The 23,580-nt window shown below is 42.6% G+C and carries 20 protein-coding genes; 16 read left to right on the forward strand and 4 right to left on the reverse strand.

Annotation, left to right across the window (positions count from 1 at the left end):
• The first annotated feature begins 14 nt into the window (after positions 1-14).
• From RV00_RS10820 to RV00_RS10830, 3 genes are all read left to right on the forward strand, one after another.
• Positions 15-842, forward strand: coding sequence for a LysR family transcriptional regulator (locus RV00_RS10820; protein ID WP_071862626.1), 828 nt, complete (start codon positions 15-17; stop codon positions 840-842).
• A gap of 205 nt (positions 843-1,047) precedes the next feature.
• Positions 1,048-1,617 carry a LemA family protein gene (locus tag RV00_RS10825; RefSeq protein WP_071862627.1) on the forward strand — a complete coding sequence of 190 codons (570 nt, stop codon included), beginning with the start codon at positions 1,048-1,050 and terminating at the stop codon, positions 1,615-1,617.
• Between the two features lie 15 nt (positions 1,618-1,632).
• Entirely contained in the window at positions 1,633-2,943 is a 1,311-nt protein-coding gene (locus tag RV00_RS10830) for a TPM domain-containing protein (RefSeq protein ID WP_071862628.1), read from the forward strand.
• 123 nt (positions 2,944-3,066) lie between these two features.
• On the opposite strand, the gene RV00_RS10835 is transcribed toward RV00_RS10830, so the two are convergent.
• Genes RV00_RS10835 through RV00_RS10845 form a run of 3 tightly spaced genes read right to left on the reverse strand, consistent with a single transcriptional unit; the run spans position 3,067 to position 6,960 of the window.
• Complete coding sequence (locus tag RV00_RS10835; RefSeq protein WP_071862629.1) at positions 3,067-4,815, reverse strand: ABC transporter ATP-binding protein; 1,749 nt, start codon at positions 4,813-4,815, stop codon at positions 3,067-3,069.
• Complete coding sequence (locus tag RV00_RS10840; protein WP_071862630.1) at positions 4,805-6,526, reverse strand: ABC transporter ATP-binding protein; 1,722 nt, start codon at positions 6,524-6,526, stop codon at positions 4,805-4,807. Before RV00_RS10840 ends, RV00_RS10835 begins: the two co-directional genes overlap by 11 nt.
• Positions 6,523-6,960 (reverse strand): MarR family winged helix-turn-helix transcriptional regulator, encoded by a 438-nt coding sequence (locus tag RV00_RS10845; RefSeq protein WP_071862631.1) that lies wholly within the window; start codon positions 6,958-6,960, stop codon positions 6,523-6,525. The genes RV00_RS10840 and RV00_RS10845 overlap by 4 nt, the downstream gene beginning before the upstream one ends.
• A 293-nt stretch (positions 6,961-7,253) precedes the next feature.
• On the opposite strand from RV00_RS10845, the gene RV00_RS10850 reads away from it, so the two are divergent.
• The 12 genes from RV00_RS10850 to RV00_RS10905 all read left to right on the forward strand — a co-directional run bounded on the left by RV00_RS10850 (position 7,254) and on the right by RV00_RS10905 (position 20,905).
• A complete protein-coding gene (locus RV00_RS10850; protein ID WP_071862632.1) occupies positions 7,254-8,018 on the forward strand; it encodes an ABC transporter ATP-binding protein in 765 nt (254 codons plus the stop codon).
• A complete protein-coding gene (locus RV00_RS10855; RefSeq protein ID WP_071862633.1) occupies positions 8,015-9,670 on the forward strand; it encodes an ABC transporter permease subunit in 1,656 nt (551 codons plus the stop codon). The genes RV00_RS10850 and RV00_RS10855 overlap by 4 nt, the downstream gene beginning before the upstream one ends.
• Before the next feature lie 19 nt (positions 9,671-9,689).
• Entirely contained in the window at positions 9,690-10,661 is a 972-nt protein-coding gene (locus RV00_RS10860) for an extracellular solute-binding protein (protein WP_071862634.1), read from the forward strand.
• A 14-nt stretch (positions 10,662-10,675) separates the two neighbouring features.
• Complete coding sequence (phnW, locus tag RV00_RS10865) at positions 10,676-11,770, forward strand: 2-aminoethylphosphonate--pyruvate transaminase (RefSeq protein WP_071862635.1); 1,095 nt, start codon at positions 10,676-10,678, stop codon at positions 11,768-11,770.
• Positions 11,760-12,581, forward strand: coding sequence for a phosphonoacetaldehyde hydrolase (gene phnX / locus RV00_RS10870; RefSeq protein WP_071862636.1), 822 nt, complete (start codon positions 11,760-11,762; stop codon positions 12,579-12,581). Before phnW ends, phnX begins: the two co-directional genes overlap by 11 nt.
• A gap of 758 nt (positions 12,582-13,339) precedes the next feature.
• Complete coding sequence (locus RV00_RS10875; RefSeq protein WP_071862637.1) at positions 13,340-15,607, forward strand: glucosaminidase domain-containing protein; 2,268 nt, start codon at positions 13,340-13,342, stop codon at positions 15,605-15,607.
• 16 nt (positions 15,608-15,623) lie between these two features.
• Positions 15,624-16,193 (forward strand): signal peptidase I, encoded by a 570-nt coding sequence (gene lepB, locus RV00_RS10880; protein WP_071862638.1) that lies wholly within the window; start codon positions 15,624-15,626, stop codon positions 16,191-16,193.
• 84 nt (positions 16,194-16,277) lie between these two features.
• Complete coding sequence (locus RV00_RS10885) at positions 16,278-16,955, forward strand: hypothetical protein (protein ID WP_249024095.1); 678 nt, start codon at positions 16,278-16,280, stop codon at positions 16,953-16,955.
• A gap of 18 nt (positions 16,956-16,973) precedes the next feature.
• The gene (locus RV00_RS10890; RefSeq protein ID WP_071862640.1) at positions 16,974-18,056 is read left to right on the forward strand and encodes a coiled-coil domain-containing protein; all 1,083 of its coding nucleotides are present in this window, start codon (positions 16,974-16,976) and stop codon (positions 18,054-18,056) included.
• A gap of 243 nt (positions 18,057-18,299) precedes the next feature.
• Positions 18,300-18,620: a DsrE/DsrF/TusD sulfur relay family protein gene (locus tag RV00_RS10895; RefSeq protein ID WP_071862641.1), complete on the forward strand. Its 321-nt coding sequence runs from the start codon at positions 18,300-18,302 to the stop codon at positions 18,618-18,620.
• Positions 18,621-18,784: 164 nt separating this feature from the next.
• Entirely contained in the window at positions 18,785-19,315 is a 531-nt protein-coding gene (locus RV00_RS10900; RefSeq protein ID WP_071862642.1) for a helix-turn-helix domain-containing protein, read from the forward strand.
• 300 nt (positions 19,316-19,615) lie between these two features.
• Positions 19,616-20,905, forward strand: coding sequence for an L-lactate MFS transporter (locus RV00_RS10905; protein WP_071862643.1), 1,290 nt, complete (start codon positions 19,616-19,618; stop codon positions 20,903-20,905).
• Positions 20,906-21,139: 234 nt separating this feature from the next.
• On the opposite strand, the gene RV00_RS10910 is transcribed toward RV00_RS10905, so the two are convergent.
• Positions 21,140-23,059 (reverse strand): BglG family transcription antiterminator, encoded by a 1,920-nt coding sequence (locus tag RV00_RS10910; RefSeq protein WP_071862644.1) that lies wholly within the window; start codon positions 23,057-23,059, stop codon positions 21,140-21,142.
• A 180-nt stretch (positions 23,060-23,239) separates the two neighbouring features.
• Here RV00_RS10910 and RV00_RS10915 point away from each other — a divergent pair, with 180 nt between their 5' ends.
• Positions 23,240-23,554, forward strand: a complete 315-nt coding sequence (locus RV00_RS10915) for a PTS sugar transporter subunit IIB (protein ID WP_071862645.1) — start codon at positions 23,240-23,242, stop codon at positions 23,552-23,554.
• Positions 23,555-23,580: the final 26 nt, after the last annotated feature.

Raw genomic sequence — 23,580 nt, forward strand, 5'->3', positions numbered from 1 at the left:
GATAGAAAAAGTTAATGGAAGTGATTACGATATTTAAATGGCTAGAAACCTTCAAAGTGGTTTATGAAACCAAAAACTTTTCCAAGGCTTCGGAAATTTTATTTATTTCCCAGCCGACAGTTTCTTCACAGATCAAACAGCTAGAAAATGAATTGAATACGCAGTTGTTCATCCGTAGCGGTCGTAAAGAAGTCTTGGTAACTCAACAGGCGGAAATTTTATATGAGCGGGTGGTGGATTTGATCGATGACTGGGAGAATCTGTATCAAGCAGTTCAAATCAATCAACAGCAAACCATCCGGTGTGTAATCGGCGCTTCACACACCTTCGCCAATTATATTTTGCCCAATTTGCTGATCGATTTGTATCAAAACTTTCCCCATATTCGTTTCAGCGTTCAAATGATGAATTCGCTAGAAGTACTGCAAGCGGTAGAGCATCATACGGTCGATCTTGGATTTATTGAAAAACCATTATCCTCAGCGAATATCAAACGCGTTTCTTTAATGGAGGACCAATTAGTTTTGGCTGGCGATCCTAAGACCGGCCCTTGGCTCATTCGAGAAAATACTTCCGGCGTCCATTATTACACAAAACGTTTTTTAGATGAGGGAGACATCAAAGACCCCATCATCGAGATTCAAAATAATGAGATCATTGTAGGCTTATTAAAACGTGGCTTTGGTTGCTCGGTGATTTCTGAACGAGCGGCTGGAGGAATTTCTTACCAAATGCTAGATGATAGCTTTAAACGAATTTTTTATTTGATTCGGCGGAAAGCTCAAGACTCTGAAGAGATTGAAAAATGCACCGAATTTATTGAGCAGTGGTGTAAACAGTAAGTGCTGTGAGAGATAATTTATTTAAGAAGAAGGAAGCGAGGATAAAAAATTATCCTCGCCTTTTTCTACTTATATGAAGGAAAAACGCGTTTTTTTCTTTGTCAACCACCTAACTGAAAAATCGGTCGAAAGGCTGAGGCGCACCACGGGGCGAGTGCTATAATTAGCTCAATCACAAAGAAAAAAGAAAAGAGGATTGAGGAAAATGAAAAGAAATTCAGGGCTCATTGTTGGGATTGGTGTGATTCTTTTAGCGATCGGTGCTTACTTGATCACCACCTATAATTCATTGGCTTCGGCGGAAAACAACGTCGATGCCAAATGGTCGCAAGTTGAAAATGTGATGCAGCGACGGGCAGATTTGATTCCGAACTTAGTGAACAGTGTGCAAGGCAGTATGAATCATGAAGAGAAGATCGTCAAAGAAATTACAGACGCACGAAAAGCTTACAACAGCGCGAAATCGCCTGCGGAAAAAAACGCGGCGAATAATCAGATCGAACAGAGTTTAGGAACAATGGTGAATGTAATCCAAGAAGATTATCCGACACTAGCTTCAAATGAAAATGTTAAAACATTGATGGTACAACTAGAAGGAACAGAAAATCGTATTTCCGTTGAACGAAAGAATTATATCGAAGAAGTCAACGATTACAATCAAAGCTTAGTCCGCTTCCCGAAAAATATGGCGGCGAAAGTCTTAGGCTTTGATAAGAAAGCGAATTTTAAAGCGGATGAAAAAGCCAAAGAGGTGCCTGACGTTAGTTTTGAATAAGGATGGGTGAAAAAAATGAAAAAGGATCCGTATGCTTCAAGGGAACAGCTTCATCAAACGGTTGTTGGGAATTACCGCAAATTGCGTAGGCGCAGCGGTATTTTTTCATTAGTGTTAGTGATTGTGCTGCTGGTGAGCGGATTTTCATTCTTAAGGTTAGTTACTGGCGGTGGTTATGGCGATAAAAAAGCTGGCTACGATCAGCAGCTAACAACGTTGGATCAGGAACGAGCAGCTATTCTAGCTGGTAAACAAGTGACAGTTACACAATCCTTCAAAACGACTATGAATGACAATTTGTCTAATTTAAAGGAATATCCAAGGCAGGCCAATAATTATCAAGTCGCGATCAAAGGGACAGATAGTCATTTGACGATCAATAGGAATAATGTTTTTGTTTCTGACAACGCGCGGATGCTGAGTGATAAACTGAAACAAAAAATTTATCAATTAAACAAACAGCTGGCGGCCAGTACCAACGGCGCGCAATTAGCCGTTGTCACCGTACCTGAGTTGCCTCGCGGGGAAGACATCGAGTCTTACGCCAATACAGTCTTTAATCAATTGGGTATCGGCGATAAACAGGAAAACAACGGCGTCTTGTACCTGATTGCTTTAGACGAGCAGGAATTTCGATTAGAAGTGGGGTACGGGTTGGAAGGTCTGATTCCCGACGGTAAGGCAGATGACATTATTAATAACGACGATGTCGTGGATGCTTTTAAGGATGAAGATTACGACCAAGGCGTCAATCAAGTGATTGATGAAGTCTTCGCCACCATGAATACCAAGACGGCACTAGTAGATTCGCAAATCGCTCAAGTAAAGGATCAACGAACACAATTGATGTTTTTCCACTGGACTGGCCTAGTCGTATTAAGTCTTTTGTGGTTAGTCAGTCTGATCAGTCTGATAAATCTTTTGCGAGCACGAGTCTTTTTAAAAGAAACCTATAAGCGTTACCAGCAAGCAACGACCACGATTGTTGGTGATAAAGCTTTGAATCGGGCAACGCAGCAATCGCCGCTGTATCCGATTTTCTTAAGTGGCTTAGTGATCGGCTTATCTGTCAGAGGGATTAAGCGAGCAATCATTCAAGGACAGCTGTTGCGTGATCCAGCGGCGGAAAAGAAATTGTTCGGTCGGATCTTGATTGGTGATACCCTTTATTCAGGCAACGGGGATGTGTTGACGACGGCGTACTTAGCATCAAATTATAATTCCAGTAATTGGTCGGATAATAACAACAGCTCTGGCGGCGGCTCCTCGTGGGGTTCCTTCGGTGGTGGGTCTTCCGGCGGTGGCGGAGCATCTGGTGGCTGGTAATAAAAAATAGAAAGACGTTTACCAAAAGTTGGTGAACGTCTTTTTACTTACATCTGTCTCCATTATTTCGATTGCTGTCGGATCTATCAAAAAACGCCAATCCACAAATGGACTGGCGTTTTTTTAATGTTCAAATTGTGCTTGATGGAGCTGATAGTAGTTGCCTTTTTTCGCTAAGAGTTCTTCATGAGTCCCTTGCTCGACGATGTTACCGTTATTGACGACTAGGATCAAGTCAGCTTCACGAATCGTTGAGAGTCGGTGGGCGATGATGAAGGACGTCTTATCCACCATCAAACGGCCCATTGCTGCTTGGATCAACAGCTCGGTTTGGGTATCGACGTTGGAAGTCGCCTCATCTAAAATCAACAGCTCGGCATTCAGCAGCATCGCCCGAGCGATTGTCAGTAATTGTTTTTGACCTTGAGAGATCGCCAAGCCGTCTTCGGTCATGAGCGTGTCATAGCCTTTAGGCAGCTGGGTAATAAAATCATGGATGTGAGCGGCCTTTGTAGCGGCAACGACGTCTTCCATCGTGGCGGCTTCATTGCCATAGGTCAGATTCTCAAAAATCGTCCCGGTAAAGAGCCATGTATCTTGCAAGACCATCGCGTATTGTTTCCGCAGACTTTCGCGGGTTGCTTCTTTGATGTTTTGTCCATCTAAATAAATCGCACCACTATTTGGATCGTAAAAACGCATTAATAGATTGACGATCGTCGTCTTGCCGGCACCGGTGGGGCCAACGATGGCGACCATGCTGCCGGGGGCGATGTCAAAGGACAGATCGTTGATTACCGGTTGTGCTTGCTGGTAGCTGAAGGAGACATGATCGAAGCGAACAGCGCCCTTCACATGGTCGAAGACGTAAGCCTCAGGCACATCTTGGACTTCAGGTTCTTCATCTAACAGTTTAAAAATACGTTCAGCAGCAGCGATCGAGGATTGCAGGTCGCTGAAAATATTTGCCAGCTCGTTGATTGGACCAGAGAATTTTCGTGAATACAGCACAAAGGATGAAAGTTTCCCTAATGTGAGATGACCAAATAGGAATAAAAACGCACCTAAGATACTAATCAATGACAAGGAGACATTGTTAATAAAGTTGACGGAAGGTCCAGTCATGCTGCCGTAATATTCGGCATTGTAATAGGCGGTCATGGCTTCGTCATTTTTAGCGGCGAAGCGCTTGATCATGGTTTCTTCTTGATGATAGACTTTCGTTGTTTGTTCGCCGGATAAAAGTTCTTCGGTCAGACCGTTTAATTCCCCTAGCTTAGCGGAACGTTTGCGGAACAGCGGCTGGAATTTACTGGTCAAAAAGCGTGTTAGTAAAATCGATGCTGGCACGGTGACTAAGAAGATCGTTACCATTATCGGCGAAATCACCATCATCATCACAAAAGAACCAATGATGGTGACCAAGCTGCTTAACACTTGGACGGAGTCGTTGGCTAGCGAGGTATTGATCGTGTCGATATCATAGCTCATGCGGCTGACGATATCACCTGTTTGATGCTGATCAAAATAGCCTACTGGCAGGGAAACGATTTTATCAAATAAATCTTTCCGTAATCGAAAGGCAATTTTTTGACTCAAATAAATCATTAAGCGACTGATACCGTAGCTTAAAATCGCTGAGGCTAAGTAAAAGCCTACCATCCAAGCACAGTAAAAGAAGACTTTTTGAAAGGCGACCTTACCTTGGCCAATCTGGATCGCATCGATGGCGTAGCCGGAAAGCAAAGGCCCGACTAAAGCAAATAAATTACTAGCGATGGTTAACAGCACCGCTAAAAATAAAAGCCATTTGAATTGATACAAGTAGCCCCATAATCGCAGCAGTGTACCTTTACGTGAATTATTCTCCAATGCTCGCCCCTCCAATCTGACCGTGGTAGATCGTTTGATAAGTTGAATTGTCAGCCAATAGCTCCTCATGACTGCCGTAGCCGATCATTTTTCCTTTTTCTAAAAGGAGGATCTTGTCTGCATGTTGGATCGAGCTGATCCGTTGAGCAATCAAAATTTTGGTAGTCGCTGCAAAATGAGTCCGCAGGGCTTTTCTTAAATTCGCATCAGTATGATAGTCCAACGCGCTAGAGGAATCATCTAAGATCAAGAGATCCGGCTGACCAATCAACGCACGAGCTAAGAGCACTCGTTGTTTCTGACCGCCACTGAGATTTTGTCCTTTGGCTTCTAAGTGGTAATCCAAGCCCTCCGCTAATTTATCAATAAATTCTCGGGCCTGCGCATCGTCTATTGCTTGCTGGACTTGTTCTTCTGAAAAAGCTCGACCGAATAAAATATTTTCGCGGATCGTATCGGCGAACAAGACATCTTTTTGTAAGACAGCACCGATTTTTTGATGCAGCGCGTCTAAGGAATAATGCTTGATGTCTTGGCCGTCCAAAAGAATTTGTCCAGAGGACCGGTCATACAAGCGTAAGATCAAACTGGCGATGGTGGTTTTCCCGCTGCCGGTAGCCCCCATGATTCCTAATGTTTCGCCGGCTGCTAAATTGAAGGAAATATCTTCGATCGCAGTCGCGGCGTCGGGATAGGCGAAGGTCACGTGATCGAAACGTAATTTTGTCGTGCTTTCCTTGCGTTGTTCTAAAGTACCGGGAACCAAGGTTGGTTTTTTCCGCAAGACATCGTTGATTCGTTTGGCGGAAGCCAGTCCTCGGGAATACAAAACAAAAATTCGTGTGATCGACAGCATCGCATTCAAAATAATCGTGAAATACGTTAAGAAAGCGACGATCACTCCGGGTTGTGTCAGTCCTGCATTGACGCGGTAGGCACTGACTACGATCACGAGGGTCAAGCCTAGATTTAAAAATAAATCCAACAATGCCGGCGAAGCAGCCAACGTCACATTGGCTTTCGTCTCCGCATTTACTAATGATTGATTGACTTGTTCAAAACGATTCCGTTCATACGCTTCTTTCGACAACGCTTTGATGACGCGGGAACCAGTCACATTTTCCCGCACCGTCAGCACGAGTTGATCGACCTTTGTTTGTAATTTGCTAAACAGCGGTACGCCTTTTTTAGAAATGTGTGTGACCACCACGAAGATGATCGGCATCACCGCGACTAAGACCAGTGTCAACACCGGATCTAAGGTGGTAGTAATCAAAATTCCGCCGATCAACAGGATCGGTGCGCGAATGCCCATCCGCAGCATGACTCCTAATGTTAAATGAATATTATAAGAATCGGTCGTGACTCGTGAGACTAATGAGGAGACGCTGACTTCTTCAATCTGAGTCGTATCTAAATAACTAATTTTTTTGAATAGGTCATCGCGAATATGCTTGGTCGTGTTCTTCGCCGTTTTTGAGACCATGCGGTTGGCAATGATATTCGCCCATAAAGCAAAGGCGGAGGCCAATAGCATGACACCACCCCACAAAAGGATTTTATGGGGATCTTTTTGTGGGATCACGTGGTCCAAAATATAGGCCAGCGTCCACGGGAGGACCAGTTCCATCATTGTTCCTAAAAATTTAATAATCACGCCAATCGTCACTTGTGAACGATAGGGTCGCAAATAGTTTAAAATTAATTTCATTTTTGCTCCTTACTACAAATGCGTGCTTCCGCAGTTGTCATGATCTTATCTAAGTCTGCCAAAAGTTCAGCCTGTCGTTTGGCGGGGACTTCTGCCAATAGCGTCTGATTCCAGTCGGCTAAGATGCGGCGAATCTCCTCTTTGATTTCCTGTGCTTTTTCAGTGGGAAAAATTTGTAAGCGTCGGGCGTCTGTCGGATCACTTTTGCGAGTGATAAAGCCCTTTTGTTCTAGCTGGGCCAATTGGCGAGTGACGTTGCTTTTATTTACAAAGATGCGACAAGCCAGCTCTTCTTGGGAAATCCCTGGTTGACGGCAAATCGTTAAAATATAGGCGTGATGCATTTCACCCAAGCCTAATTTTTTAAATTCCTTTTCACGATACAAGGCTGAAAGTCGCGCGAGGCGATTGACCATTTGCATAAAAGAATCCATTTTCTTCCTCTCATCCTTCCTTTAAACCAGAATAAGTATAAAAGAAAACCGTTGCGGGTGCAACGATTATAGTTCAGATTATTTCCGGAAATCTTTACACAATCATAACAATCTTTATTTTATCTTTGCATGAAGTTGATCAAGCCTTAACAATGCGCCGCTATACTTTTTTACAGAGGTGGGCAATCACTTAGCGTTACTTTACTAGTTAGGAAGACGCAAAAAACAATCAAAAAATGAAGAATGACTCTTGGGAAGAACGGCCCCTTCAAGATGAAAAGGAGAGAACAACTGTGCTGAAACTCGAAAAAATCCACAAGCAATTCCAAGAAACGACGGTGCTGGAAGATATCAACTTAGAGATCGCGGCCGGCGAGATCGTTTCTATTTTAGGGCAATCCGGTTCGGGCAAAACGACCTTGTTGAATTTGATTTTAGGATTAGAAGAACCGACAGCGGGGAAAATTTATTTTAATGATAAAGAAATCACTCATACGTTAATGGAGAAACGGCCTTTCAATATCGTTTTTCAAGATTACGCGCTGTTTCCTAATTTAACCGCGTATCAAAATCTGATCTATGGCTTGAAAAATGAAAAGGAGCGTTCTTCTAGTGACGAGGTAGCGGAATTGATCCAACTGCTGAACTTAGAAAAACATTTAGACAAGCCAATCCATCAACTGTCAGGTGGTCAAAAACAGCGGGTGGCGTTAGGCCGAACATTAGTGATGAAGCCGCAGCTGCTATTGTTAGATGAACCCTTGAGCGCGTTGGATGGGGTGATCAAGGAATCGATCAAGGAAAAAATTCAAGAAATCGCTCGTAAGCTGCATTTAACTATCATCATCGTCACCCATGATCCGGAAGAAGCGTTGACGATGTCCGATAAGATCGTCGTACTAGATGAAGGAAAGATCGCCCAGTGCAGCTCGCCAATCGAGATCATGAGTGAATCGTCTTGTCACTTTGTGGAAGAATTCATCGTTAATCAATTAGCAATCAAGCAACGGAACATCCAACAGATTTTTCAAGCGTCCATGAAGCTGGTGGCTACATGAGTAGGGTTATTTCCTTGAAACGTTTCAGCAGCTGGTTGGTCTTAGGTTTTTTCATTTTATTTCTAGCGTGGCCCTTAGTGCAGATCGTTTTGACTGCTTTTCCTGAGGTCGGCGGGAAAAGTATTGACATTTTTAGTCCTAAGTGGCGAACCTCCTTTAGTAATAGCTTGAGCTATTCTTTGGTCGCGACCAGCTGTTCGACTTTACTAGGATTTCTCTTGGCTTACGGCAATAATTTTACGCAGATCAATCGCAAATTTTTAAAGTTGAATGAGAGCATCTTACATTTTCCGATGCTGCTGCCGACGATTACTTATGGCTTTGTTCTTATTTATGCCTTTGGAAGTCAAGGACTGTGGAGCAAAATTTTTAAACAGGAGTTGTTCCACATCTATGGATCCATCGGCATTTTATTAGGTTTTATCATTTATACTTTGCCACCAATCTTTATTTTGATTAATAATTCCATGAAATATTTAGATACGCAGCTGTTCATCGTTTCTCGTTTGATGGGGGATGCGTGGCATCGGTCTTTAGTGAAGACGATTTTGACTCCTTTGGCACGGGTTTTGGCGGTGGCCTTTTTACAAGGGTTTTTCATGTCCTTCACGGATTTTGGGATTCCTAGCGCGGTAGGTGGACAGACACCTTTTATCACGACTTTATTGTATGAAGGCTTTATGGGAACGATCCCGAATTTTCAATTTGGTTCACTCGTAGCGTTGACGATGCTTTTGCCATCGATCGTAAGTATTTTGATTTTGAATCATTTGCAAAAGAAGGTCGTACGATACGAAAAACCACGACCGATCGTGATGAAAAAAAATCCAGTCAGAGATTGGCTTTTCCGATTGCTGTTTTTAAGCGTCTCATTATTTATCTTAGGCGTGTTTGCGGTCTTGCTGATTATTCCAATGGTCACGAATTGGCCTTATGAGTTGCAGCCGACCTTTACTAATTTCGCTCGCTTTATTCAAGATGACAGTCTTGTTTCTACTTTGAGAAATTCCTTGATGATGGCGTTATTAACCGCGTTGGTTGGAACGGTGATCGCGTATTTCGCGGCGATCCTGACTTCACGGGAGCGAAAATTGTATAAGGTCAATCAAGTGATCGACAGCATCGCGACGATCACCAACTCGATTCCAGGCATGGTTTTAGGGGTCGCCTTCTTATTACTTTTTAGCGGCACCCAGCTACATAATACGTTGCTGATCTTAGTCATCGTTACGGTCATTCATTATTTTTCTACGCCGTATCAAATGGCGAAGGAAGCCTTGCAAAAAATGAATTTGAATTGGGAGAACATCGCGAAATTAATGGGAGACAGCTGGATCAAAACGGTTTGGCGAATCTTGATCCCGAATTCTAAAATCACGATCATTGATATTTTTTCTTACTATTTCTTCAATTCAATGGTCACTATCAGCGCGGTGATTTTCTTGACTAGCGCCAACACGATGGTTATTACCGCCAAGCTGAAGGAGCTTCAGCATTTTGGTCGGTTTAACGATATCTTCATGCTGTCACTGTTTTTACTAGTCATTAATTTAAGCGTGCAAGGACTGACGCAATTAGCGAAGCGAACGACGCTTCCCAATTTTTTAACGGATCTAGGAAAAAAACATTCGATTGAGAAAAAACGCGTATAAAAGAAAAGGAGAATGATGAATGAAAAACAAATTAGTCGTCTTACTAGGCTGTGTCTTTACCTTGTTGTTATTAGGAGCTTGCAGCAAAAGCAACGCCGCGAATGACAAGGTAACGATCTATACGAATGCGGATGAGGAGCCGGTAGCGGTAATGAAAAAAGTCTTAGATGATAACGGCTATAAAGGTAAGTACGTCCTGCAATCTTTTGGGACTTCAGAGCTAGGCGGAAAGCTGTTGGCAGAAGGCAAAAATATCGAAGCGGATCTAGTGACGATGAGTACCTTCTATTTGAATAGTGCGCAGCAAAAGGAAAAAATGTTCAAGGAAGAAAAGCTGCCGGTCAAACCTTTAGCGAAAATTCCAGACTACGCCGCACCCTTCACCGTGCAAGAAGGTACGATCTTTTACAACACTGATAAAATGAAGGAATTGAATTTACCGATCCCAAAAAGTTTAAAAGATTTAGCGGACCCGCAATATAAAGATGTTCTATCGATCTCTGACATCAAGCAATCATCAACGGCGTGGCTGTTATTCCAAGCCTTAGTGGATACTTACGGCAAGGATGAAGCGCAGACGATTTTAAAAGCTATTTATAAAAATACTGGTGATCATTTGGAAAGCTCAGGCTCAGGTCCCATTAAAAAGGTTCGTTTAGGAGAAGTCGCGCTGGGCTTCGGTCTACGTCACCAAGCGGTCAAAGACAAGACGGATGGTTTGCCGATCGATTTCGTGGAGCCTTCAGAAGGAACCTATACATTGACCGAGTCGTTAGCGGTAATTGACAAAGGTAAAAGCACGAACCCTGAAGCGGAAAAAATGCTGGACTTGATTTTGGAAAAAGGTCGGAAGGATTTATTAGAAATTTATCCCAGTGCTTTATACGAAGGGGAAAAAGTTGACAGCCGCTACCTGGCCAAAGATCAAAAAGTCTTCCCTGAAGAATTGACGGCGGAATTATTAGAGCAACATCAAAAACTAGTGGATTAAGTGAGGAGCACAACATGGAATACAAATTATTGACGCCTGGTCCCTTGACGACTACGGCTACTGTCAAGCAAGCGATGCTGACGGATCATTGTACATGGGATCAAGAATACAAAACGATTACACAAGAGATTCGTCAGAAGCTGTTGGTTTTAGCCGGCGTTTCAGAGCAGGAATACACGACGGTTTTGATGCAAGGCAGCGGGTCCTTTGGTGTGGAAGCGGTGCTTAGCTCAATGATTAAGCCGACGGATCATTTGTTGATTTGTGCCAATGGGGCGTACGGCCAACGAATCGTCGCCATGAGCGAACGCTACCAGCTGAACTATACTGTTTACGAAGTGGCAGAAAACGCGATTCCCTTAGCGGCGGACATCGCAAAGCTCATCGAAGCCAATCCGACGATCACAGTGCTAGCGATGGTTCATAGCGAGACGACGTCAGGCATTTTGAATGACTTGACGGAGATCGCTCAATTAGCCAAGGAGCAACAGTTACTTTTTATCGTTGATGCGATGTCCAGCCTTGGTGGCATCCCCATCGATGTTTCAGGATTGGAAATTGATTTTCTGATCTCCAGTTCGAATAAATGTATTCAAGGCGTACCGGGCTTTTCTTTTGTGATTGCTAAGCGAAAAGAATTGGAACAGCGGCAAACCTTTGCTCGGACGTTGTCTTTGGATCTGTATGATCAATACAAAGTCATGGAAAAGGATGGAAAATGGCGTTTCACTTCGCCAACTCACACGGTGCTAGCCTTTTATCAAGCGTTGATTGAATTGGAAGAAGAAGGCGGCATCCATCAGCGGTATGTCCGCTACTTGACGAACAATCGACTGCTGCGGCAAAAAATGTCCGAGATCGGCTATCGTCCCTTTATCAAAGAGCATCAAGGACCCTTCATTACTTCGTTTTATTATCCAAAACGGGGAAACTTTAAGTTTGACCATTTCTATGCGTTTTTGAAAGAGCATGGCTTTGTAATCTATCCAGGTAAGATTAGTTCGCAAGAATGTTTTCGTATTGGCAACATTGGCGAGATTTATCCAGAGGATATCGATCGCTTAGTTGAAGTAATTGAACACTATTCGGAGGTAGCTTATGTCAGTTAAAACAATTATTTTAGATTGGGCCGGTACGACGGTTGATTTTGGTTGTATGGCGCCAGTCCAGGCATTTAAAGGGGCTTTTGAGAACAAAGGGATTAATCTTTCTTATGAAGAGATTCGTAAACCAATGGGAATGTTGAAGCTGGATCATATCAAGCAGCTTTTAGCATTAGAGACAGTGAAGCAACAATGGCTGGAGCAATTTGGTGAAGCCAGCAATGAAGCAACGGCTCTGTCGATTTATCAAGATTTTGAAAAATACCTCTTTGCAGATCTAGCAGAGCACAGCCATTTGAAACCTGAAACAAAACAGGCGATCAGAAAGATTAAGCAACTGGGTTTCAATATTGGAACAACCACTGGTTACACGCAAGAAATGATGGCAGTCGTAGCGGAGACTGCCAAAATCGAAGGGTATCATCCTGATTATTTAGTCACACCAGACGAGGTTGGATCACTAGGACGACCCTATCCTTACATGATCTATCAGAATATGCGTCATTTTCAAAATCGCTCAGTGCGGGAAGTGATCAAAGTCGGCGATACCTTCTCAGATATCCAAGAAGGAAAAAATGCTGGAGTTTTAAGCATCGCCGTGACGGAAGGCAGTTCGGTGATGGGCCTCTCTTTTGATGAATACAAACAATTATCAAAAGACGAAATGGATCACTTGAATCAGCAAACCGCGGATAAATTTTATCAGCAGGGCGCTGATCTGTGTGTGAAAAATTTATTAGAGTTGGCAGAATTATTGCAAGAGCACACCGCGATCCCGCAATTGATCAAACAAAAAAATAAATTCGCAATCAGCTAACAGAAGTGTTGAGGACAAAGTGAGAGACTTTGTCCTCAACTTTTTTTGTTTCGAAATAAATGAAATCACTCGACTTTAATCAAAAACAAAATAGAAAAACAAAAAAAAGAATTCAGCGGTTTTGAAATATTCAATTGATTTTATTTTTTCCGGAAATTTGAGTAGCATCAAATATGATGGCGGATACAACGGTTGATATTACTCATTTTTATTCAAAAATTAAATTTTATATTGAAAAAATGGCTGAGACTTTCCTTATAAATGCGGGTAGAATAATGTTGTAACCAATGCTAGGGCGCTTCGAAAAGTTTTTTATTAGTAATTTTATGTCTAGCATTAAATGAAGGCAATATTTTATGTTGAAAGGAAATGAATGTATTCGTTGGCGAAAACTATAGCAAATGAAGTTCATAGAAAACAAGCAAGCTAAATACATAAAAGATCCGGTCATTGTAATTTTACTATTTTTAGCAGAGGAGTGATTGAATGGGGGTTCAATCAAAGCTGTTCTGGGGGAATGCCGTGAATCAGTAAAATAGTGTGACTTAAGCTACTTATTTAAATCTTGTCTGTGAGCGGCGTGGTGATGATTGGCATTCGTTGTTTTTTTAGATGTGAATGCATCATTATTGAAGAATGAATCAAGGATGCGGATTACTGACAGCATCCTTGATTTTTTTTACAACGACAATCATTGGTTGCTCCTAAAGTAAAAATTAGTTTACTTGATTTAAAAAGAGAAAGAAGGGGAAATATTTATGAAAAAGATCGTTATGGGGATTTGTGGGTTGATTATGTTTTGCTGGGGAGTGGCAAGCTTACGAAGTGGAGCTTTGAAAGCGGATGACTTGCCGCAAGAGCCGGTGATTGAAACAACGGCTCCTGAGAGTTCGACAGTCGTCGAAGAACCTGCTCCGCCAGTGAGTGAGGTACCGCCAGCAGCGCCTGTACCGGAAACGCCTGTCGCACCAGTGACACCGGCAGCGCCAGAGGTTCCCGTAGCAGAGACGCCGGTTGAAGTACCGGCCGCTGGAATACCAGCTGAGGTTCCTGTTGAAGACTCCACGCCGGAGGTACCCGTTGAAGTGCCAACGACACCGGAAACAGGAGCTCCTGCAGAAACAACGGTGCCGACCGAAAATAGTACAGGAGACTCAACGGCGACCACTAGTTCATCTGACGATAGCTCCAACAGTGGTGGTTCAACCAGTGACAGCTCCACCAGTCAAGGCTCGACCAGCGATAGCTCGACTAGTCAAAGTTCTACCGATCAAAGCTCGACGAATCCAACTTCTGATACTGGCACCTCTTCAAGTGCAGGATCAACTTCTGGTGGCACGCTGCCAAGCGATAGCAGTTCTAGTTGGACACAGCCAAGCAGTACGGCCCCTTCTTCTAGCTATGATGAGCCGAAGCAGTCGACAGTACCAGCCGCACCGCAAGAAACACCGCCTAAGACGAATTCAGTCAGCGCCCAAGCGAGTTCTGCTTTTACGACAGCCGCGCCAGAGGCCTTTTCGCAATCAAGCACATTGGACCTGCCAAGTGAATTGAAAACTTCGGAAGTTGCACAGTCAGATTTGAAAGGTTTTGAATTGCCGTTGCTATCTAGCTTCAAGGACAAAGCCCATGCGGCCTTGGTTTATGACGGCATAAAAAAATTAGGAACCGAACAAGCGGATAACTTTAGCCCGGAGCAATTAGCCACCGAGCTTTATCATAATCTCTTTGGGATTGAACTTTCTGGTAGGCCAGAAAAATTGAAGGAAGAGATCAGCATTGGAAGTTTGTTGTATCAAAAGAAAAAGGAAAAAAATGAATTAGTCGGGATCTATATCGGTGAGGATTACTACTTAACAGTAGGTGATGTCGAAGTCGAGCAAGCAGAAAAAGATACAGAAGTGGCGAAGACCTCCGACGATAAGGAAGCAGCAGGTGATTCAGCTGGAAAGACGAAGCAACGTCAAGTTATTCTGCAACCGATGGATCTAGATGAAGATATTTTAGTACAGCCGTTACCGACAGTTACTTTGACCGAATATGGAAATGAAGTGTTAGCAGAGTATCCGGCTTCAATTAATTTCACTGAAAACGAAGGCGCAAAGAATTTCATTGCTAAGATCGCTGAGGACGCTCGTCAGCTGGGTCAAGAATATGATGTATTCGCTTCGGTGATGATTGCGCAAGCATTGTTAGAAAGTGGTTCAGGAACTAGCAGTCTTTCGTTACCGCCAAATCATAATTTGTTTGGCGTGAAGGGCACGTATCAAGGCCAAGCAGTTTCAATGACAACTCAAGAAGATCGCGGCAATGGGGCTTTGTATTCAATCAATGCAGCCTTTCGTAGATATCCCAACTACGCCGCTTCATTAGGGGATTATGTTCAACTATTGCGTGGCGGGATCAGTGGCAATGCCGGTTATTATCAAAAAACATGGCGTTCTACAGCGAAGAATTATTTACGGACGACCAATGCCTTGACCGGAACATACGCGACCGATATTTCCTATGGTCGTAAGCTGAATTCGATCATCGCGGTTTACAACTTGACGCAGTATGATCGTGTAAAGGTCGATCAAACAGCTGGTGTCTTCATCAAGGGCAAAGAGGAAATTCCAGAAGCGTATCGCTCATTGATGCGTTATCCAGATTACAACGGCGTTAATTACAACACCTCAGGCTCTTATCCTGTCGGGCAATGCACGTGGTATGCCTTTAACCGCGTGAAGCAGTTAGGCAAGAGCGTTGATGATTTCATGGGCAATGGCGGAGAATGGGGAACGAAGGGCAAAGCTTTAGGCTATGAAGTGAGCCGCGAACCAAAGGCCGGCTGGCTGATCTCCTTCAAACCGGGTGTCGCAGGCTCTGATGCGCGTTATGGCCACGTGGCCTTTGTTGAAGTGGTCAAACCAGAAGGAATCTTGATCTCAGAAGGAAATGTCTACGGAGGTACAGTTATTTCGTATCGGGTGATCGATGCTAATCTAGCAAAATCCGATCTTGTTACCTACATCAAAGCAAAATAAAGGGGTGCCAGCACTAATGGCAAATATTCGTCCAAGTCAAGGACATACAGATCCGCGGGAAGATAAGAAAACCTTAATTTTGACGGTTCTGATCTTAGTGGCGCTATCTGTATCGATACTATTTGTCATTAATTGGCAATTAAAAAAAAATCTCAACATTCATACGATTTCAGGAACATCGATGGTGCCGACTTTGACCGAAAAAGACATGGTCATCGTAAAAAAAAGGACACCGGTCCAACGCTATGATATTGTCGCTTTTTCAGTCGCCAAGGAGGAGGGGATGTTTGTCAAACGTGTGATTGGCTTACCTGGAGACAGCATGTTTGTCCGGAATGGACGAATGGTTCTAAATATCGGCGAACAGGGTGACTTTGAAACTACCAGTAGCTTTCAATTATCACCGACTGTTGCAGAAGAATTTCAAACGTTGAATAAAATTCCTGAAGACGTCTACTTTGTGATTGGCGATCATGTTGAAGTCTCAAAAGATAGTCGAACATTTGGCTTTGTCCAACAAAAGGCAATCGAAGGAACGGTTCAATTTCGTCTTCCGGTCGTTCGCCTAGCGAAGTCGGAAAAATAAGGAAAGAAGGAGAAGAATATGATAATCATTAATTGGATTTGCATAGGACTGATTATTTTAGTCCTCCTTGTGTGGTTTTACCGAATGATCATCAACATTCGCTTACAGGTAGTCAAGCCGCCAAAAAACGCTGATCCTTCTTTTCAGCAGAAATTGGAATATGTCCGGCAGATTGAACAAACAAAACACGTTTCCGCGATGTTGTTCATCATCTTCTTCCTCGCGGTTGGATTGCTGCTGAATACTTACAGTAATTTTAAAGTCCAAGATCAGCTGTATATCGTGAATGAACAAAACAATATTTTAAAAGACGATATCAATCTAATGAAGAAGGAACAGAAAAAGCTCATCAATAAGATTCCAGTCAAAGCCTATCCGGAAGCTGGAGTTGGGTTGCAGGATTATTCATGGGATGAATTGTTTACCGATGAGAGCCGTGAGAAGCAATATGCACTGGAAAGCGATCTATCGAGTAAGCTCAGTCCATATTTTGGATTACCGACGACCTTGATTGTCTTAGATATCCCGACGCAAACGTTGAATATCGCCCTAGCTGGTGATTTAACCAGCGAAGATAATCGTAAGCAGATCATAGAAAATGTGAAAGCTTTTGCCAAGGAGGCGGAGGGGGTATCTAATCTGACACAGATTACCTTCCAGCTAAATGTTCGCGATGGGGACAAGCAAAAACAGGATTATAGTTGTACTTTCTCTCGTGAGAATGGAGAATCTCAATTTTCAATTATTCAAGAAGAAGATTAAAGGAAAGAAGGGATAAGAATGGTAGCACAACAAAAAAAGAACGGGTGGTTTTTTAATAAAAATATTATTGATGAGATCAATTCCGTTCCAGAGGAGAAAGTGGAAAAAGAAGAATTTGCAAAAGCGGCACCGACATTAAAGATGGTCGCAGACAATACGATCAGTGACTCGCCAGACAAGCAGGTTGAAGAAATCAAAGAATTGAAACGTTTGATTTTCGAAAAGGAACAGGTCTTGCAGAAGTACAAAAAGGATATGACTGTTCAAAACCAGCAATTAACTAAAGAAAATGAAAATTATCGTCAATCAGTTTTACGAATGGGTGAAGAAAAAGCTCAAAACCGGCGTCAAATCCAAGATTTGGAAGCGGAGATCCAACGGGCACGCCAAGAGATCCAACGCTTAAAAAATTCGCAGGAACTAGAAGAATTGAGACAGCAGTTGGATGAGACCTTAGACGAAAATAAACAATTAAAAGCCTCTGTCGAACATTTAGCCACCGTAGAACAGGAGTTGGAAGGAATTCACGAAGAACATAAAGCTTTAGTATCTCAGCAAAAAGATGAAGAGGTCCAACGATTGGAGAAGGTTAATCAATTGGAGGAACAAATCGAAGACTTATTAGCTGAAATCAATGAAAAGGAAGAACAATATTCCCATTTGGACCAAGTGATCCTAGAGAAGGATCAAACGATTGAACAGATTCTAGAAGGACAAGGTGGTCAAGCCAATGAGGATCAATTAGAAGAAGTTTCTGAGCTGAAGGAACAATTAGCTTATCTTGAAGCGGAGAATGCGGAGCTGAAACAAGAAGCGGTCGCTACTCAACTGGAAATCGGCGAAGTCTTGATTTCCGCTCGGAAGCAAGCGAATCGGATGGTAGAAAAATCAAAAATGGACGCTCATCGGATCATTGAAGAGGCGAAAAAAGAATTAGCGCTGATCAACGAGCAAGCCAAAGAAATCTCGGAAGAAGTCAGTGAATCGCGCCATTCTGTCATGGCCCTGTATGAAGAAATGCAAACTCGAGTAGAGATCCTTGCGCAAGGAAAAATACAAGAAGAAGCAGCAAAAAACGAATCCGACGATTCTGAAAACTAAAGACAAATTTTCTTAAAGAGGTGACGGTATTTTGCCGTCACTTCTTTTTGTCCATGAAGAAAGTATAAATTTTCATAGGAACAAAGCGCTTTACAGCAGGCATATTCATCTCCAGCTTCACGAAAGTCTTTCTTATGAAAGGCAGCATTAGAGTTATTTTCCGTGAAAAAGATTGTAACCCATTTTTGAAGACGCTATACTTTTAAGTACTGAGGAAGTTGCGGAATAAAGGAGGAAATGAAAATGAAGTTAGCGATTATTTTAGAGACAAAGGAACATGAAAAAGCATGGAATGCGTTTCGTTTTGGCGTCGCTGCGCTGAAGAAGGAGCATCAAGTGAAATTTTTCCTGATGGGTGAAGCGGTAGAAGTGGAAAGTATCGAGGACGAACAATATGATGTGCCTTCACAGCTGAAAAAGTTGACAGAAGCTGGCGGTGAATTGTTGGCCTGTGGTACTTGTTTAAAATCGCGACAGCTAGAAGAACAAACGGCTTGTCCAATTTCAACGATGTTCGACTGTGTGGAAATGGTAGAGTGGGCCGATCAGACGGTGACATTTTAATAGAATCAAGAGCTTCAAGTGCTGACAAATCGGCGACTTGAAGTTTTTTTGCAGAAATAGCACTATGTCAAACACGGCTTGCGTGAAAAAGTGTTAAGCAACGGTCGCTTTCTATTATAATTAAGAGAAGGATTCTATCATTAAGGAAAGAGGAGGGAAGGCTCATGATCGCGGATATTTTGAAGGAACAGCGAAAAATCAGAAATCTGACTCAGCAAGAGGTCGCTGAGATTTTCCACGTGACACGCCAAACGGTTTCAAATTGGGAGAATGAAAAAAATTATCCTGATGTTCCTACACTGGTTGCTATCAGTGATTATTTTGAAGTCTCTCTAGATTACTTAATGAAGGGCGATGAGAAGTATATGGCTAAGATGAAGCAGGAAGCGAAGTTGCTGCGGTCGATTCAGGTTGGGTCGGTTCCAACGATCATTGCAGGGACAATGTTGATCTGTTCGCTGATTTTAATGATTGCTTTATTTAAGGGTGGCTCGGTGGTAGATATTTTACCGTATCAATTGATGTTGACGATCGTAACGATTTGGTCCTTTGTGATCCATTTTGGAAATTTACGCAGTCAAATGAATCGTGTGATTGGCACGAGTGTCAGTATTTTCTTGTTCGCTTCGTTGTTTGTGAATCTCTTTAGTGTCTTGCTCTGTATTCTATCTGCGCTTCAAGTGGTCCATTTTTAAAATCCATCGGTGCTCCGGTGAAGGAAGTAATAATTACGAATTCTTTTTAAGAAAGAGAGACACGTGAAACGTTTTTTGTTTCACGTGTCTCTGATTTTTGTAAAGAGAAAATTAAAACTAAATTCTTTATTTATCCTAAAGTTTTTATTCGATTATCGTTTAAATTATGTTTGAATTTAAATAAATGGTAGCGTATACTCGTTTTTGCTGGGTCGCAAAAACCTTTTTATGAATATAAATAAAGCATTTTTACTTTTTTAACGGTTTTGAATAATTGAATGAAAATTAGGAGGAAAGAGGATGCGAGGAGAAAAAAATAGGTGGCTGATCGCCTTATCAGGAGTGGCAATCCATCTATCGATTGGTTCGGCTTATGCTTGGAGCGTATTTAAGGAGCCGATTCAAGAGTTGACTGGTTGGGACAAATCAGCGGTCTCTTTTGCGTTTAGTTTAGCAATTTTTTGTTTAGGAACATCCGCGGCCTTCATGGGGAAATTTGTCGAAAAATTTGGTCCGAGAAAAACTGGGACAGTTGCGTCAATCTTATTTGGTTTCGGAATCATCTCAACGGGCTTCGCAGTGACGAGCCACTCGTTGCCGCTGTTGTACCTGACCTATGGGATTATCGGTGGGATCGGATTGGGTGCGGGCTATGTCACACCCGTATCCACGATGATTCGTTGGTTTCCTGATCGGAAAGGGTTGGCGGCGGGGCTAGCTATTATGGGTTTTGGTTTTGCCTCTATGATTACCGGACCGATCGCGCAGCAGTTGATGGTTCATGTGGGCGTTTCGAAAACTTTTTATATTTTAGGGGTAGCCTACTTTATCGTAATGTTTTCGGCTTCCCGCTATTTGGAAAAACCACCAGTTGGCTGGACGCCAAAAGGTTTTGAAGTTCCAGATTCAAAAATAGAATCAAAAATACCCTTTCGCGGAGTGCAATTGACCGCGAATCAAGCAATTAAAACTAAATCTTTTTGGCTATTATGGTTTATGCTCTTTCTGAATATTACGTGTGGAATCTCGCTGGTGTCTGAAGCCTCACCGATGGCCCAAGAAATCACCGGGATGTCTGCTAATGTTGCAGCTACGATGGTGGGTGTGATGGGTGTCTTTAACGGCTGTGGGCGATTAATTTGGGCTTTGATCTCTGACAGAATCGGTCGAAAAAATGTGTTTACGATCTTATTCGTCATTGATATCGTGGTGCTTTTGAGCCTATCGTTGATAAAGACGCCGTTAGTGTTTGCCGCGTTGATTTGTTTATTGATGACCTGCTATGGGGCAGGCTTTTCCATTGTCCCAGCTTATATTGGCGATGTCTTCGGCTCGAGAGAGGTTGGGGCAATCCACGGCTATATTTTAACTGCTTGGGCTGCAGCAGGAATGTTTGGACCAATTTTCTTAGGCAAAGTCACGGAGCTGTTCCATTCTTATACTGGAGTGCTGCGGATTTTTGCGGTACTGGCTTTGATTGGTTTGATAGCATCACTAGTGATCCGAGGGGCAATCAAGACTTTGAGTAAAACAAATCAAAACAATCAGCCGCCGATGAGCCCTGATCGTGATAATCCGAAACGAGTATAATAAATTGAAAAGAGGCTGTGACAGACGTGTTCAGCTTCAAGCGCCAAGTAGGGACTGTTCCACATCAGTTCTGCTGAAGCAATCGCTGTGTCTCGCAGCAATAAGTTGGATAATCCGGAAGTAGCTTCTCATATTTTGAGGATTATGCGGCTTATTTCCGAAGAAGATACGCCTGAAAAGCCGTTTATTCGGATAAAGGAGGTGTGACAAGACTTTTGTCACACCTCCTTTATTTTAATATCCGCGTCTGCTTTTTTTATAAATAAAGGAACGGAAGGCTTCAAAATTTTTGATCCCTTTGATTTCTTGATAGCTGGAGGCTGAATCGAATAGAGAGATCAGAGCCTCATAGATATCTGTAAAGAGCCGGCGATCAATATCATTAATGGCGGCTAGCAAAACGACATGGACTTTTTTATCACCCCACAAGATGCCTCTTTCTGAGATCGCCACACTGATAACAGTCTGATGAGCATCCATATAGACCGAATGGGGGATCGCAACGGCTTCAAAGGCGGTAGAAGACGCTCGCTCCCGTTCTAAAACATGTTGAGCAAAGGTCTCTGGTACGATCCTTTCCTTTTCTAAAACTTGGCACATATCGTTGATGACGGCTTCGGCTTGGTCGGCTTTCAACTGACTAGTGAAAAAGCGCTGATCGAAATAATCGTCAAAATTTTTCCGTAGAATGCTCTTTTTCCGATCCAAGCGAATGTCTCCTAACTCGGTAATCAGCAGCACTCGCTGTTCTTCCGTAAAAATTGGTGAGACCTCGATCGTTAAGAAATCATTCGTTGTGGGAATCGGCAGTGTTGTAATCAATAGCTCAAAATCCAAGTCTGCGGCTTCCGAAAACTTTGAAATGACCGTCTGGATATTCAAATCGTTGCCAAAATGTTGAGTCAATTGCTCATACAGGCGCTCATCGAGGTTCATGTACTTTGGACACAGCAGAACGGTGGTGATTTTTGATAGGTTTCTTTTTTGTCCTTCCAATTCTGAGCCGATATGCAACGCGATGTAGGCTGTCTCATCTTCACTGATGGAAATATCAAACAGCGCGCTTAAACGTAAAGAAAGATAGACCGCGATGTCATAAACCATCGGAAATTCTTTTTTTAGCGAGCTTAACATCGGATTTTTCAAGGAAGTCTTTTGTTTCGCGCGGGAAAATAGGCCGCTGATATGTAACGAAAAGGGAACAATGAAGCTTTCACTCATGAGGTTGATACCAAAGGTTTGCCGTGCGTCTTCCAAGATAGCGTCTACCGCATGAGAAATCTCGCTGCCGACGATCTGCTCCAACTCTTTCAAATTATTAGAGGGAATATAATTGGCGTTGGCTTGGAAGATCATATGGATTTCTTCCTTTTCCAAACTGTTTAAGGTTAAATCAAAGGCGATTTCAATTTGGCGAATCATTTCCGTGACTAATTTAGCTTTGTCTTCTCTTAGCCACGAGCTGAACCAATTGCGGCTAGCTAAGGATTTATCATTGCGGACCGATTCCAACAGAATCAGCAAATGGAGCATCAAATTCACAAAGGAAAAATCATTCAAATGGTAGTTGGATTCATGCAAAATCGTATGAATGATTTCTGAAAGCTTCTCGATATCCGCCTTCTCAAAGGTCGCTTCTAAAATTTGTTTGTCGATAAATTTATTGGGTACCTCTTCAAAGATAATATACGAGATCAGCCGCCGCTTTTCTTTCTCCTCCCCTGATATTTGGATTTCATCTTGCTTCAGAACAAATTTTACATGGTATTTTTCGTACGCCTTATTCATGCGAGATAGATCGGCTTTCAAGGTAGAAAAGCTGACAAACAATTCCTCCGACAGATCGAAAATATTGAGGTGCTGATTTTCCATCAGGATTTTTTTAATAATATAGAAGGAACGTTCCTTAAAGGTTTGCGGCAAGACGGAAGGGTCTTTTGGTTCCTGCAATAATTTCTCGGCCTCATCACGGATGACTTGATAGCCGCTCTTGGAAGAGGCGATCACTGGTGCTGCCCCTAATCTGTTCAGTTCATAAATATAGTTTTTTACTGTCCGGACCGAAACATTCATTTTTTCCGACAGTCTGCTTGAAGAGAGGGGAGCATCTTGCTGCAGCAATAGATTTAGCAGATCTTTTTGTTTCTCTTTCAATAGCCTCACCTCTTCAAATCTGTTTTTCTTTATTATAACGTGAAAGCGTTCTTAAAAAAATAGGTATTTGCACCACCTGCGTGCAACAGTCTAGTTGAGAGGAAAATGGAAAATTCGCAATAATAAGAGTGTAAAAGAGATCAGCACAGACGCAAAAAACATATTTAGGAGGAATTAATAATGGAAACAGTCAATATTTTATTATGTTGTGGTGCCGGGATGTCTAGTGGATTTTTAGCCCAAAAAACTCGAAAGGCCGCAAAAAAAAGAAAAATCTCTGGCTCGATTGATGCCCGTAGTGAAAGTGAAGTGGCTTCGTATTTAGATTCCATCGACATCTTGCTTTTAGGTCCGCATTACGCGTCATTCAAAGAAGAGATGGCGGAGCAAGCAGCGCCGCACAACGTGGTAGTAGATGTGATCCCGCAAGATATTTACGGCATGTTAGATGGCGAAGGATTGTTGGACTTTGCTATTAGTAAATTAGAAAAATAAAACATATTGAACAAGGAGGAAGAGCA

This window comes from Enterococcus devriesei, assembly GCF_001885905.1.
GTDB lineage: Bacteria > Bacillota > Bacilli > Lactobacillales > Enterococcaceae > Enterococcus_A > Enterococcus_A devriesei.

Coding starts and splice junctions, on each gene's coding strand:
- RV00_RS10820 (WP_071862626.1), top strand. CDS start 15: ATGGAAGTGATTACGATATTTAAATGGCTAGAAACCTTCAAAGTGGTT.
- RV00_RS10825 (WP_071862627.1), top strand. CDS start 1,048: ATGAAAAGAAATTCAGGGCTCATTGTTGGGATTGGTGTGATTCTTTTA.
- RV00_RS10830 (WP_071862628.1), top strand. CDS start 1,633: ATGAAAAAGGATCCGTATGCTTCAAGGGAACAGCTTCATCAAACGGTT.
- RV00_RS10840 (WP_071862630.1), bottom strand. CDS start 6,526: ATGAAATTAATTTTAAACTATTTGCGACCCTATCGTTCACAAGTGACG.
- RV00_RS10845 (WP_071862631.1), bottom strand. CDS start 6,960: ATGGATTCTTTTATGCAAATGGTCAATCGCCTCGCGCGACTTTCAGCC.
- RV00_RS10855 (WP_071862633.1), top strand. CDS start 8,015: ATGAGTAGGGTTATTTCCTTGAAACGTTTCAGCAGCTGGTTGGTCTTA.
- RV00_RS10860 (WP_071862634.1), top strand. CDS start 9,690: ATGAAAAACAAATTAGTCGTCTTACTAGGCTGTGTCTTTACCTTGTTG.
- phnW (WP_071862635.1), top strand. CDS start 10,676: ATGGAATACAAATTATTGACGCCTGGTCCCTTGACGACTACGGCTACT.
- phnX (WP_071862636.1), top strand. CDS start 11,760: ATGTCAGTTAAAACAATTATTTTAGATTGGGCCGGTACGACGGTTGAT.
- RV00_RS10875 (WP_071862637.1), top strand. CDS start 13,340: ATGAAAAAGATCGTTATGGGGATTTGTGGGTTGATTATGTTTTGCTGG.
- lepB (WP_071862638.1), top strand. CDS start 15,624: ATGGCAAATATTCGTCCAAGTCAAGGACATACAGATCCGCGGGAAGAT.
- RV00_RS10885 (WP_249024095.1), top strand. CDS start 16,278: ATGATCATCAACATTCGCTTACAGGTAGTCAAGCCGCCAAAAAACGCT.
- RV00_RS10890 (WP_071862640.1), top strand. CDS start 16,974: ATGGTAGCACAACAAAAAAAGAACGGGTGGTTTTTTAATAAAAATATT.
- RV00_RS10895 (WP_071862641.1), top strand. CDS start 18,300: ATGAAGTTAGCGATTATTTTAGAGACAAAGGAACATGAAAAAGCATGG.
- RV00_RS10900 (WP_071862642.1), top strand. CDS start 18,785: ATGATCGCGGATATTTTGAAGGAACAGCGAAAAATCAGAAATCTGACT.
- RV00_RS10905 (WP_071862643.1), top strand. CDS start 19,616: ATGCGAGGAGAAAAAAATAGGTGGCTGATCGCCTTATCAGGAGTGGCA.
- RV00_RS10915 (WP_071862645.1), top strand. CDS start 23,240: ATGGAAACAGTCAATATTTTATTATGTTGTGGTGCCGGGATGTCTAGT.